The organism is Pedobacter africanus, assembly GCF_040548825.1.
Classification (GTDB): domain Bacteria; phylum Bacteroidota; class Bacteroidia; order Sphingobacteriales; family Sphingobacteriaceae; genus Pedobacter; species Pedobacter africanus_A.
Genome location: NZ_JBEPSL010000001.1, coordinates 1,431,317 through 1,445,250 on the forward strand (window position 1 = coordinate 1,431,317; position 13,934 = coordinate 1,445,250).

The 13,934-nt window shown below is 36.6% G+C and carries 11 protein-coding genes and 1 tRNA gene; 11 read left to right on the forward strand and 1 reads right to left on the reverse strand.

Annotated features, from left to right (window positions below):
• Positions 1–318: 318 nt before the first annotated feature.
• On the forward strand, positions 319–642 hold the full coding sequence (locus ABIE26_RS05885) for an STN domain-containing protein (RefSeq protein ID WP_310138985.1): 324 nt from the start codon (positions 319–321) through the stop codon (positions 640–642).
• On the forward strand, positions 629–1,303 hold the full coding sequence (locus ABIE26_RS05890; protein ID WP_310138982.1) for an RNA polymerase sigma factor: 675 nt from the start codon (positions 629–631) through the stop codon (positions 1,301–1,303). Before ABIE26_RS05885 ends, ABIE26_RS05890 begins: the two co-directional genes overlap by 14 nt.
• Here the strand turns inward: ABIE26_RS05890 and ABIE26_RS05895 are convergent.
• The gene (locus ABIE26_RS05895) at positions 1,287–2,081 is read right to left on the reverse strand and encodes a hypothetical protein (protein ID WP_310138978.1); all 795 of its coding nucleotides are present in this window, start codon (positions 2,079–2,081) and stop codon (positions 1,287–1,289) included. The two genes, ABIE26_RS05890 and ABIE26_RS05895, sit on opposite strands and share 17 nt — an antisense overlap.
• Before the next feature lie 453 nt (positions 2,082–2,534).
• On the opposite strand from ABIE26_RS05895, the gene ABIE26_RS05900 reads away from it, so the two are divergent.
• The 9 genes from ABIE26_RS05900 (at position 2,535) to ABIE26_RS05940 (ending at position 13,928) form a co-directional block, all read left to right on the forward strand.
• Positions 2,535–2,607 (forward strand) — tRNA-Lys (locus tag ABIE26_RS05900).
• A 292-nt stretch (positions 2,608–2,899) separates the two neighbouring features.
• A complete protein-coding gene (locus ABIE26_RS05905; RefSeq protein WP_310138975.1) occupies positions 2,900–4,105 on the forward strand; it encodes a FecR family protein in 1,206 nt (401 codons plus the stop codon).
• Between the two features lie 54 nt (positions 4,106–4,159).
• Entirely contained in the window at positions 4,160–4,708 is a 549-nt protein-coding gene (locus tag ABIE26_RS05910) for a hypothetical protein (RefSeq protein WP_310138974.1), read from the forward strand.
• Positions 4,709–4,715: 7 nt separating this feature from the next.
• A complete protein-coding gene (locus ABIE26_RS05915) occupies positions 4,716–5,354 on the forward strand; it encodes a hypothetical protein (protein ID WP_310138973.1) in 639 nt (212 codons plus the stop codon).
• A 96-nt stretch (positions 5,355–5,450) separates the two neighbouring features.
• Complete coding sequence (locus tag ABIE26_RS05920) at positions 5,451–8,960, forward strand: SusC/RagA family TonB-linked outer membrane protein (protein WP_310138972.1); 3,510 nt, start codon at positions 5,451–5,453, stop codon at positions 8,958–8,960.
• Positions 8,961–8,977: 17 nt separating this feature from the next.
• Entirely contained in the window at positions 8,978–10,540 is a 1,563-nt protein-coding gene (locus tag ABIE26_RS05925) for a RagB/SusD family nutrient uptake outer membrane protein (protein ID WP_310138970.1), read from the forward strand.
• A 67-nt stretch (positions 10,541–10,607) separates the two neighbouring features.
• Positions 10,608–11,363, forward strand: a complete 756-nt coding sequence (locus ABIE26_RS05930) for a DUF4369 domain-containing protein (protein ID WP_310138968.1) — start codon at positions 10,608–10,610, stop codon at positions 11,361–11,363.
• 35 nt (positions 11,364–11,398) lie between these two features.
• Positions 11,399–11,965, forward strand: a complete 567-nt coding sequence (locus tag ABIE26_RS05935; RefSeq protein WP_310138966.1) for an RNA polymerase sigma factor — start codon at positions 11,399–11,401, stop codon at positions 11,963–11,965.
• A 211-nt stretch (positions 11,966–12,176) separates the two neighbouring features.
• Complete coding sequence (locus ABIE26_RS05940) at positions 12,177–13,928, forward strand: hypothetical protein (RefSeq protein ID WP_310138964.1); 1,752 nt, start codon at positions 12,177–12,179, stop codon at positions 13,926–13,928.
• The last annotated feature ends 6 nt before the right edge of the window (positions 13,929–13,934 follow it).

Here is a 13,934-nt window from a genome sequence, read left to right on the forward strand (position 1 = left end):
ATAGGAAGCCTTTTTTAACAGATAAAAATGTCCATATCACCGATTGGGTTAAATTTCTGAATAATTTCTTTGTTAGTTTTTATAAAGTTCCACACTTAAATTGAAAATAGCTGAACACGGTTAGGCGATTTTTGCTGAATACAATTTTCTACGAACCATTAGTAAAGTTCCATACTTATAGCCAGAATATGTGAACGCACTTTTACAATTTTTACTGAATGCAATTTATTTTAAACTCATTGCCTCCATCGGTAGAAATTAATCGTAATGACATGTATAATGTCAATACGAACAGATCTATATAAAAGAAGTGTGGCAATGAAAATGGGGGCTATCATCCCTCTTTGGTTAGTATTACAGGCTAATCCGACCAAACCCGATAAAAAAATAAATTATGAAAAAAGGCAGGTGGAATTGCTACAGGTGTTTAAAGAAATAAAAAAGCAAGCGGGTTTCAATATAATCTGGAATGAAAGAGAGGTTGATGTGAATAGGGTGGTCAATGTAAAATTTAAAAATGCAGATATCAGGGCAGTACTGGAAGAATTCACCGGGAAACTAAATATTGCTTACGCCATTAGAAATAGAATTATTATCTTAACCAGTAAAGAAATAATCTTAAGTAAAAATGAAGGATTATAAGACGCTCCCGGACGCAGAATTGGTGTCCCTGTTAAAAGCAAATGAAGCCGCCGCATTTACCGAAATATGGAACCGCTACTATACATTGTTATTTTCCTTTACCCTAAGAAGATTGAATGACAAAGAGGAATCTAAGGACCTGATTTATGATGCTTTTGCAGATATATGGGAAAAACGGTTAACTGTTAACATCCCAGGAGAACTAATTGCATTTCTTTTCACCGTTATAAAAAACAGGATTTTAGATTATTATAAGCACAAAAAAATTGTACAACGCTATACGGAGCATTTTCAGGAATACCTTAACCAGGTACAAGACAATACAGATCATCTTGTTCGCTATAATGATCTTTCCGCGCTGATAGAAAGGGAAATTGCAGCGCTACCAGAAAACATGCGCATTGTGCTCGAACTGAGTAGGAGGCAGGGGTTGAGCCGTAAAGAGATTTCAGATTTGCTTGATATGCCTGAAAACTCAGTTAAAACGAACCTGCATCGAGCGCTAAAAATCTTAAAGACAAAATTGGGGCTCGTTATTTATTTAACCTATTTCTCACATTTGGCAGCAGAGATTAAAGAAGAGCCTCAGACGATGATAACCCTGAATAGCGGGCCAGATATCGGCCTATGCAAAAAGTATGATCCTATTCACCCGTCTTAAAATCCATGCTCTGCCAGCTTTTTGTTCTGCTTTTTTCAGGCTCTCCTGCAGCGATAAAAGCCCTGAGTATAGCCACCGGATTAAATGACTTGTTATTTACCACTATAGTACCAGCGAAAGTGGTTCTGACAAACTGCATGGAAATTACAGGGATACATAAACAGCCCGGTTCAATTTCAAATTCGAACGTTTTAGGCGGAACAACCATAGGATCGTATGTCCAGTCTATAGTCGTTGATTGTATGGGGCTTAATGTCATCCTTCCGTGTTTCAGATCGTACATGCCTACGGCCAAACCAAGCACGCATTTGCGTCCATCCTTTGGAAATTTCAGTTCGTGGGGTTGATGGATTTCAGGAATTTCTATTTTTAAAGTTGTGCTGCTAACTGTTGCTTCAGGTTGCACAAAAAAGTTGTCCCTAACGGGAGAATCCATGTTGAATTCGAAGCCTGCAAGGCGGCTAAAGCTTTCTGTATTAAAAGTAAAAACTTCCGTTTCGGGGTCGAAAACCTGGTTTAATACATATATTAGTTCTGAATTAAAACGATTGACCATCGGGCCATCGAAGAATTCAGTAACAACAGGATCGAGGTTATGGCGAATGTGCTTTGCCAGCTTTACTGCTAAGCCGAAACTGGCAGCAGCTAGTTTTGTTGCTTCGGTCTGACTGCCAGGTGAAAACTCTGGCTTTGAGGTTACAATTTGTTTGTTGCGGTATTTTTTGTAAACAACAGAGCCCGCGGTGCCCTTGATAAATTTCCCATCTAAACTGGCCATACTGATTTGTAAATATTTGGTTAATAAATAGGTGCTACCTATACCTACTTGCTAATAAATGCACAATTATGATGCCAATAGTCCGTATGTAATCCGCATATTTATGTCAAAAGGCGGATTATATGCGGACTATATGTGGAGTATATGCGGATTAGTGTACTAACAGACCCTAACTTGATCTATATTAATCTCACTTAAATTTTTGATTGTTGCAGCGCTTGATTGAGAAAACCTGGAAGAAATTTTTGCGCTTTGTTTCTACTAATGTACAACACAAATCGCCTTTAATCAACCACTATTTCTCTTATCAGTGGTTTTTCTTGTACTGGAAAGTGCTGTCATAAATTTTTTCAGGCTAAGAATCAGTGGGCTACACGGCAATTGATTTTATAATTTGCGGTATCGTATTGTGAAAACTATATTTGCCGCTCTTAAAAAAACTTTTAGGAAAATGATTCCGTAGCTCAGCTGGTAGAGCATTACACTTTTAATGTAGTGGTCCTGGGTTCGAATCCCAGCGGGATCACAGAGAATAGTAACAAAAGGAACTAAACCCCTGCAAATCACAAGATTGCAGGGGTTTAGCTTTTGGAGGTTTACCAAAATAACACAAGAAATCGCATATTAAAAGTGCGTCATTCTTTATAATATCAAACTCCCTTAATTTATTATAACATATTGATTTACATAATATTGTGAAAATAGACATCTTGTGTACGTGAAACGGCACTAAAGAAGATTCTTTAGCGTAAAAACTGTAACCATTTTAGAAGTTGCGTGTCTTCCCTGTAACAAAGCGAAAAAACGCCTTGAAAGAAATGGATAAAAAGGAAGACATACATATAGAATTAATATTACTCAAACGATGCACGGGAGATGAACTGTCGCAGGAGGAATTACTACAGCTATCTATTTGGCTGCAGGATTCACAAAATCATATAGATTATTATGAGCGGATGCAAAACTTTCCTTATAAAGAAGATGAGCATGTTCCGGTAGATATGGATGCTGCATTGAGTCGTTTTCTTAATAATATAGAGGATTACAACGCTTCAAAAAATGCTGCTCCAGTGCAAATGGCTTCCCCAAAATTGGCTGTGTTAGAATCTGTTTCGAAAAAACGCTTCTCTTTTGTTGGAATGGCCGCTGCTTTTATTGGCGCTTTGATTGTGATTGGCGGATTAGGGTATATGGCTTTGAACTATCAATCAGGTTCTGCTGTTCCAAAAGTTGAAACAGTACAGTTGATTACCGAACATGGTCCAGCTGTTGACTTGGAGGATCCAGAACTGATGCGCAAAAATCTGTTATTGGGAAAAAATACAGTAGCGGATAATACACTAACTTACCATGAAGAAGAAAAAGCGGTTACCTCTGAGTTGCATACACTGATTACCCCTGAGAACAAACATTATGTAATTGTATTGCACGATAGTACCAGGGTATCGATGAACGGAGGGTCAGAATTAAAGTATCATGTTCCATTTGTAGGGGGTAAAAGAGATGTATATCTTAAAGGTGAGGCTTACTTTGAGGTGTCAAAAGGACGCAATCCGTTCATTGTACATTCCGATAAGGTACAGATAAAGGCCTACGGAACTGAATTTAATGTGAATACTTATCATTCTGGGATTGTTAAAGCTATGCTGGTGGAGGGGAGCATAGGTATAAAAGCTAGCGACCATGCTCAAGAAACCATGATAAAACCACAGGAATTGGCTGTGTTAAACCTGAATACCGGCCAATGTATAGTTAAAGAAGTGGCTTCCTTGGGAACTTTGGCCTGGAAAACCGGGTACTTTTCATTCAAAACCGTACGACTTGATGAGATTATGGAAAGCGTGGCCAACCACTACGGTGTAGGACAGATCCAATATGAACGGGAAAGCTTAAGATCGCAAAAACTCTCCGCTTATATCACTACAGAAAGGAGTCTAGCTGAAGTGTTGGAATGGTTTGAAGCCACCACCGGACTTAATATTGAAAATAACAATGGAATAATCTATATCAAAGAACACAAATAACCAAATACAATATCCTCTACCAACTAACCAAATTCTAAACCAAACATTAATAACATGAAAAAACTGTTACCAGTACTTGTATTGGGCTTTCTGATCTTTCAGTCCTGTAGGAAGATACCTGTAGGTTTTTTGCAGACGGAATATGCAGGCTATACTCCAGATAGCTTAATTATCCCTGCAGTATTAAAGGATACAGGAGCTGTTAAAATACCCAATCCAACGTATGCTTTACTTTTAAGACTCGGCTATACTCCAGCACAATTGGCAAGTACAAACAATCCCTTAAAGCAAATAGTTCCTGAATTTAGTCTCCAATTCGAGGAAAACTATTTGCGAAATAAAAATAAAATTCCCTGGGTAGGTACTTCTATCCAAGGTTTAAAAGGTACAGCACCTATTAAAATTGAGGTCTTAAATATCAAACCGGAATCCCCCGAAGCTGAAAAATTAAAAAGCCTCATCTCTATAAGGGGAAGTAGCGGAATCATACAAGTCCCTCCAGATCACGGCCTTCCCACTGGTCATTATATCGTTTCATTAGGTTTCTCAAACGAAGGTTGGAAAAAGGAAATTCAGGATGTCTTTACAATAATTATAAAATAACTAATTTATGAAATCACTAATAAAATTTGTACTGACTAGTGTTTTATTAGTCAGTTTGCTAGTGGCTTGTACCAAACAAAATGTGATAGATACAGGTGTTTCTAAGGCGCACTTTGATGGAACAATCATGCAATATCTTCGCCAGGATGATTATAACTGGAAACTTACCGTTCAAATGATTGAGCGAGCAGGCCTGACTGATTTATTTGAGGGGAAATTAAGCGATCATAAGAACATTACTTTTTTAGGTTTTACCAGTTACACCGTTCTACAATATTTATATGCTAATAAAATGGATTCCGTAAATCAACTTTCTGTGACCTTTTGTAAAGAAACTCTGCTTAAACACATAGTGAAAAGAAAGATATTAAAAGAGGATGTTCCCTTTCGGGCTCGGCAGTATTTAATTTATGCCGCAGAGCAACCGGCTAACAAATACCTGACAATGCATACAGAAGGTGGTGCTGAGATACGCGCATATTTGGAACATAGCGATTTTGCAGGGGTCCCAGATGCAGGTCCTGTTTCGATGTTCCTTTATTCTATGACTGGTAATACCTTCATTCCATTGGCATCGCCAAATATACAACCTAATAATGGAGTGGTTCATTCCCTAGGGTATAATTACATACTAAATAATCTTTAAATAAGCTGTATCAAAAGATTGACCTGGCAATTCTGCTTCCATTTAAATTGAGATTAATCAATAAAATACTTGTAAACAAATCAAAAAATTGAATGCATGAAACAAAAATTAAGAACATGCTTTTGCCTCCTCCTATTAATGGCTTTCTCCATTAATATGTTTGCTCAAAAGCGCATCACAATAAATGTTAATAAGGTAAGCCTGGATGTATTCTTCCAGGAATTGAGAAAAAAGACGGGTGTAGAATTCGTGTATAGCGAACTCCAGGCTAAAGATTTGCAGCCAATTACTTTGGTTGCTAAAAATGAAAGTTTAGAAAATATTTTAAAAAAGCTACTTAATAACTCCAAATATACTTATACACTAAAAAATAAAGCAGTATTGATTGTTTCTAAAGAAGAAGCTAAAGCCATAGATAATCAGACTCATAAAGATAGTAAATTACTGGTTAAAGGAGCAGTTGTTGATGTAAAGGGCAATTCTTTAGCCAGGGCAACTGTTAAAGTGCCGGGATCAACTGCTTTTACGATGACTGACAATAATGGCTTATTCAACATTTCGGTGAATGAGGATGAAAAGCAAATTCAGGTTTCTTCTGTTGGTTTTCAAACCCAATTAGTTAATATAGAGGGTAAGCCAAAGGTCAATATTATTTTGAAAGATGGAACAAATAATTTGGATGATGTTGTGGTAGTTGCTTATGGTACAACAACCAAACGTGAACAAACGGGTTCGATCTCCGTAGTTACCGCAAAAGAGATAGCAGATGTTCCTTCGTCTAGTGTAGCCAACCTTTTGCAAGGTAGGATTGCTGGTATGGATGTGACCAATATGTCGGGCTCACCCGGTAGCGGAGGGACAGCCATTGTCATTCGGGGCTATAACTCTTTAGATGTGGAACAGGAACGTCGCTATTCTGCGCCACTTTGGGTAATTGATGGGGTACCTATGAACACCTTTACTTCCCCCATTACAGGTACCAATTTACTATCTGACTTAAATCCCGATATGATTGAAAGTATTCAGGTATTAAAAGATGCTTCTTCTGCGGCCATTTATGGTTCTAGAGCCGCTAATGGTGTAATTCTGGTTACCACAAAGAAAGGTAAAAGTGGGCAAAAAGCTACTTTCGCGTTCAATGCATCACAAAGCCTTAGTATATTACCAAGGCTGCCAACAATAACAACAGGAAGAGGAGAAAGATGGCATAGGATGCAAGCTATTAGGCATACTTATGAGCCTTATTTTGATTTTGATTCTTACTCCTATAAAATTCCTCAATCTTTGAAAGAAGTTTATGAAAAAGGTGGAAGTTTGGATGGGTATTTTGTACCTCGTGCAAATAGCACAGCTAATCAAGGTAATATCTATCAGGATAGTCTAAACAATTTTTATAATAATTCCACCAATTTTTTTCCTTTATTTTTTGAAACAGCAAAAGTAACTAATGCAAATTTTCAAACCTATGGAGGTTCTGAAACTATGAATTATGGCATTGGTTTAGGTTATTACAAAGAAGATGGTATTTTAAAGGGAACTGGATATAATAGAATTGACTTTAATACTAATATGCAGGTTAAACCAGTGAAAAATACATTGGTTGATGCACGGATTAATTTTACTACTGGTGCGCGAAAAAGAGGTACTCCTTCACAGGTTAGTAGTTTAAGATCTGCTCCGTTAATTGAAACCATACCTGGAGACCCACTCCAGTTAAGCTCCTTGTATCCAAGTGGAGACTCTCCCGTATGGGAAGAAGTGAGAAAGAAACTGGAAGGTACGGAGGAAACAAACAGGTCCTTTCGCATCCGATCAAATTTGAAGTTAAGTTATAAATTCTTTAAAGATTTTGAAATCTCTTCATCAGGAGCATTAGATTATTCGTTGGAAAGGCGTAATTTTTTCACGCCATCTTATTTGGATGTTTCTGGTAAGGGTAGAAATAACTCCATGGGTGAACAGGGAATTAATTTGATGATTTTGAATGAAAACTTATTGACTTATCGAAAAAATTGGGATGATCATAATTTTACCATTCTAGCAGGCCAGTCCTTTCAATTTGATCAAAATGACTATAATGGTGGATTTGCTATGAATACACCTTCCGATTTAATCTGGTATGCTTCTACGCTTTTACCTCAATACACAAAAGATATTTTAGGAACTTCAGAAACCATAGTCCCTTTGCAACGCTATATGTCGGATATGTCTCAAAAAACCTTATTATCCTGGTTTGGACGTGTGGAATATAATTACAAAAAACGTTATTTACTTTCAATGGCTTTCCGAAAAGATGGTAGTTCCGTTTTTGGTGATAACAATAAATGGGGAACATTTCCTTCTATAGGAGCGGGATATAATTTTTCGGAAGATATCAATTGGAAACCCATGAACTTTGGAAAGATTAGGTTTTCCTGGGGACGTTCTGGTCTTCAGTTCTATTCACCATATTTGGCATTGGGCATTTTACAACCATCAGATCCTTTTCAAGGCGAAGGGACTTTAGAACCACAATGGCATGATGGATTGTATAATGAGAAATTAACGTGGGAGCAAACAGACCAATACGACATTGGTTTGGATCTCGATTTTTTTGATTCCCGTTTAAGTGTTGTAGCGGATTATTACTCGCGGTTTACAGATCGGTTATTGGATGTAGTACCGCTCCCTTACTATAATGTATATGGTTCTCAATGGAGAAATGCTGCAGCAATTAGCAATGAAGGTCTGGAATTATTAGTTAAATATGAAGTCTTTCGTAAAAATGATTTATACTGGAAAATAAGTTTAAATGCAGCTCGAAATTGGAATCGTTTTGCTAAATCTTACGGTAATTATGCAGAAGCCAATTATAACATTGGAAAAATTTCTCGTATTCTGGGTAAACCCCTTAATGGTATTTTAGCTGTTCAAACCAATGGTATTGTGCAAGCGCAAAATGAATTGGACTACTATTATAATTCTGAAGGAGTAAAATACTATTTAGGTGGGTTGAAAGATTATGCTAGACCTGGAGACTGGAAGGTTAAAGATGTAGACGGAGATGGTCTTTTAGGTTCTGGAGATTATACATATGCGGGATCTGCTTTGCCGATTATGAGTGGGGGTGTTGGTAGTGAGTTTAAGTATAAAAATTTTGATCTTAACTTTCTTTTTTCTTTTCAAATAGGTCGACATATTTTAAATCTACAACCAGGAAACACCTTGGTTACGGGGTCAAAAAAAATATTTATTCATCCACTTTTAATCGATCTAAGCAATGTTTCGATGTGGAAGGGCCCAGGTGACCAAGCTAGTTATCCTGAAAATAAATTCTACGATGGGGCGAAATTTCCGTCATTTACATTGGGTTCAGATTATTATGTACAAAATGTAAGCTGGACAAAATTGAAGTCATTGGTATTTGGTTATAATTGGAAGAACGAATGGCTAAAGAAAGCAGGAATTCAGCAATTGCGTTTCTTTGGTAGCGCTGAAAACCTATTCACCTTAACCAATTATAATGGTATGGATCCAGAAGTTGTGGATTTAGCTAATGGGATAGATGATGGAACTGCATACCCTCTTGCTCGCAAGCTCACATTTGGAGTTACCTTAAAGTTTTAACCATCTAATTTTTTAACATGAAACTTATTTACTTTATAATACTAATAATAGTCTTTTCATCCATTTCTTGTAAAAAAGCATTGGATTTAAACCCTAAGAATTCAATTACCTATTCAAACGGGATAAGAACTGAAAAAGATATTGAGAGTTTAATGAATTCTGCAGAATTAAATGTCAGACTTGTGGAGAATTTATTATTAACCAATTATGATTCATTTTTTCAATCTTTTTATAATAGGTATAGTACTAATTATATCAATCTTTTTGATTTTTTAAAAGGTTCACATTACCCTAATGATAAGGCTTCGCTCGGATTTTACCAGATTATTCATAAAAGCAACATTCCTCTACGTTATTTGGATCAAACTGATATGCCAGAACCCAGAAAGGATTACTATCGTGGCCGCGCTAATTTTTATAAAGCCTTTGCTTATCTATGGCTAATTAGACGTTATGGTGATGTGATATTGATTAAAGATGATGTGATTTTAGAGCCCGTTGCCAAAAGTCCGTGGCCAGAAGTGGCTGACTATGCAATAGATCTGGCAGAGCAGGCAGTAAAGCTTTTGCCTGAATATAGTGATATAAAAGATGCACAAGGAAACCCTCCTGCGAATAAATTTACACCATCAAAAGGGGCTGCAAATGCACTATTAGCAAATTTGACTGCATGGAAAGCTGGCGCAAAATATTTAGCTCAGGTAAAAGACGCTAATTACGACGAGCTTAGTTTATGGAAAAAATCGGCTGATGCTTGTTCTCAAATTATTGAATCTGGGCAATATAATTTGGCCCCAAATCCTGAACAGGTGTGTGAATCAGTATTAGTTGGAAATAGCTCAGAAAGCATTTATGAAGCAGAACTAAGGCAATATTGGGATGAGTTGAACATTTATAGTTTAAAGTACAATCAGAGAGAATATCACGGCTTGAATGTTTATAGTCAAAATGATTGTCCAATTAATTTTAAGAATATGGTTCCGCCTGAGTACTTAGATCTGAAACTTTTAGCTGATTCGGTGAAACGACTATTTTCTTCAGAGGATTTAAGATTGAAAAGTTGGTTTTATAAGTTTGATTCTCTTTCAAATGTTCCTTCAATGAAAGGACTAGCCTTCTCTAATAAATATAGACGATTCAAATACTATACTTCAGGGACAAAATTAGGGTTGGTGCAGGGGTGTTTTCAAAATCGTGTATTTTGGCGGTTGGCAGATATCTATTTATTACGCGCGGAATCTCGAGCAAGACTAGGCGATATGGGAGGGGCAATTGCAGATTTAAATAAAGTACGTGCACGTTCACAAGCAAAACTCTATGAAAATTCTGATGGGGATTTACGCTATGCAATATATGAAGAGAAAGTGAAAAAAGAAATGTTGTTTGAACCCGATAGCTTCTGGTACGACGTGATAAGAAACGGCTATTTACGAATAGAACCATCCTTAAAACAATTTAGTACGGATAAACTTACTGATCAGGATTTACGTGATGGGGCCGCATTCGTTAATATGGAGGCTGATCCAAACAATCCTTTGATGCGTCATAATATATATTGGCAGAGGAGATTTGGACAATAGTGATTAATACATACTTATCAACAATATTTACTAAAAACAAAATTAATATATACTTAAAAAAATAATTATGAAAAAATTGAAACAGTACTTTTTATTAATCGGATTAATGGTGGTCTCAGTTCAGATTAATGCTCAAAACAAGGTGAGGATTTTTGGCGAATTGACAGGTTATCAACCACAAGCAGTTATTTATTTTACTTATACCGATGTTGTAAAGGAAAAACAAATAAAAATGATGGATTCTGCAAAAATTGTGAACGGTAAATTCGAAAAAAGCATTATGATAACGGAACCATCGAAAATGGTTTTGATTATGAGTCCTGATGGAAAGCAATTGAATGAATTCAAGAAAGAAGAGGAAAAAACTGTCGAAGCTATTACACTTTACGTAGATAAAGGCGAGTTTCATTTGAAATTTGAAGGTTCTTTCAGCAATTGGAAGATGGATCCTCCAGTGCAAATTGTTTCAGAATATACTACTTTAATGGCTATGCTCAATGATAGAAATACGGGAGTTGAATCTGTTAATAGACGTTATACAAGGGGTGTTAATATGGGTGGAGATGTAGAAGTGAAAGAAGGAGAAGTAGATGCTTATCAGCAAGCATTAGAACGGGTCAATCGAAGTGCAGTAAACAATGTAACCGGATTTATAAAAAATCATACTAAAAGCTATATAGGTTTAGTAGCTATACTTTACTGCCATCAATTTCAGCCCGGTTTGGGACCTAAACTTTCAGCGCTTTTAAAGGACTATACAACAGAACTGCAAAACTCTACCTTAGGTAAAAAACTTAGAGTAGAGCTTGAAATGAGTCGGTAACCTTTTTAGGAGTTAAGTGTCTCTGTATAACAACCATGATTATAGAAGATTCTTTATTGATTCAAAAGCTTAAGGCAAAGGATGAAGATGCTTATTTGGTAGTATTCAAAGAATACTATCCGCATCTTCTATCCTTTGCCAGCCATTATATATGGGATATGGAAGCTGCTGAGGATATTGTACAGGATGCTTTTATGAAGTTGTATGAAAATGTGGATATTGTTTCTATTTCTATAAAGGCTTACTTGTTTCGAACGGTGAGGAACCGTTGTTTAAACTACCTCAGAGATCGAAAAGTACACGATACTCATCATCAGGGTATTGTAGAAGCGATGTTATGGTCGGATAGTTTAAACGTTGTTGAAGAAAAAGATGTTTATAACGACAAGGTTACGCTGGATTTGCTAGGCCTGATTATACAAAAACTACCACAGCGAGGCCGGGATATCGTACTCATGCGATTGGAGAAAGAGTATAAATTTAGTCAAATTGCTGCTATTCTTAATATTTCGGAAAACAGTGCAAAGGTGCAGATGAGCCGTGCGGTCAGCTTTATGCGGAAAGAATTTTTGAAATATAAGGGGATTGACAAAGAGTTATAGATTTGGATGAACTAGAACTATTTAAACGCTGATTTTGACACTAAGTGCAAATCCCAGCGGGATCACAAAAGATAACGCCATGTTAGTATAGTGTTAAAGTTTTTCAGAAAAATTATTAAAAGGGTTATAGATTATTCTATAGCCTTTTTATTGGTTTTCATTCTATGGTATGAAGGATTGGTCATGACAAAAAAATAATTATTTTTGTTAAATGAAAATTAGCGCCATCCAAACATTCATACTCATAGTATTCTTATTCCTTGGGTGTAAAAAAAATAATAATACCGATGTAATTGTTACTCCTGTTGTGCCACAACTGGGGGTGGATGAAGTTGGTATTTCTGGAGTTGTACTTAATGGCGACGGTTCGGCAGCGAGTGGTGTTTCCGTGATTATTGATGGAAAGTCAATTATAACGAATAGTGCAGGTCTATTTGAGTACAATGGTACGGTTACGAATACAGATAATGTAATTCTCAGAATCTCTAAACAAGGGTATTTTAACTATAGTAAAACTTTAGTGGTTGAGAAAAATACTACGCTAGGGGGCTTAAAATTTTATCTAAGGCCAGAGTTGGTTGCCGGTACTTTTAATTCAGTCAATGGCGGAACAGTTACAACAAGTGATGCAAGATTAGTTTTTCAGGCCAATGGTGTCCTCAAAGAAGATGGCAGCGATTACCAAGGCACTGTTAGTGTTAAAATGCGATCATTTGGTTCTGATGAATATCCTGGTGATGCAAGAGGTTTTTCAGCTGCAGGTGAGAAAATGGCGATCAGTTTTTGGGCGAGCTTTGGTATAGGCTTGTATGGGCAAGCAGGAGAGAAGCTAAAACTTTCAAAACCGATGAGTTATGGTTTTAATATGGGCTGGAGATCCATTTACGTTTCTGGCACCACGAGTGCATGGGCTTTTAATGAAACAGAAGGAAATTGGTCTGCTAATGGTTCTGCGAAGTTGAATGGTGATTTTTTGGAAGGGACAACCACAAGATTAACCTATTTAGGATGGGGGACGGCCTACCGACCTGCATTATTAAAGGCTTATGTTAGGGATAAAAATTTGAACCCTGCTACAGATTTTGTTTTTCGCAATGTACCAGAAGAATTTACGGGTGGTGAGCAAGCATCTCCCATTAATTCAAAAGGAATATGTTTAATTTATATTCCAGCAGGAAGACCCGGAAGGACGGCCATTTTTAGTCAATGTGGTAATAGAATTGCATTATTAGGTGTTGGTTCAATAGAACCGCTGGCAATTGGTAACCAGACTTTTCAGGTCGATCTGGATACTTATATAACCTCGATTACCGGAAAACTTGAAGACTGCAGTTTTGCACCCCTAAAAGGAAAAGCTGAATTTGTATTTAACAATAAGAAATATAAAAGCGAAATTAAAAATGGGGTATATAATTTTAGTTTTATCAATTGTAGTAATTCGCTCGGCTCAAATGGAGCATTAACCTTATACGATGAACAGAATAAGGAAATCTATAAAAATACTTCAACGTTTTTCAGCATAGGCATTAAAAACTCGATACCGCCAATTTCTCCATGTACTCTTTTGCAAAAAGGGAATGTAAACATTACTTTAGACGGCGTGACACATATTTTTCAAGCACCCCAAGACATAGTTAAATTTGAAAATGTATTCGTCAATGGTGTAATGACTACCGTAATTCATGCAGAGAGTGAAGTAAATAAAAAAAGTTTTTTTATTACTTACGTCGGAGAATCTGGGGGGAGTTTTCCAATTTACACTCTTGGCTTTAGTTCGCCAGGTAAGAATTATCTCATGACATGGGGCAGCAGCTATTCGCCCGGATCTGTTTCTGTAAAGAAATTTAAGGTAGCAAATACCTTAATTGAAGGGGATTTTAATTCTAAAATAACGCTCAATTATTCTCTGGATTCTCCAGAAAAGGTGTTTCAATCAACTGGAACGTTTAGCATTACGTATTAGTCAAAA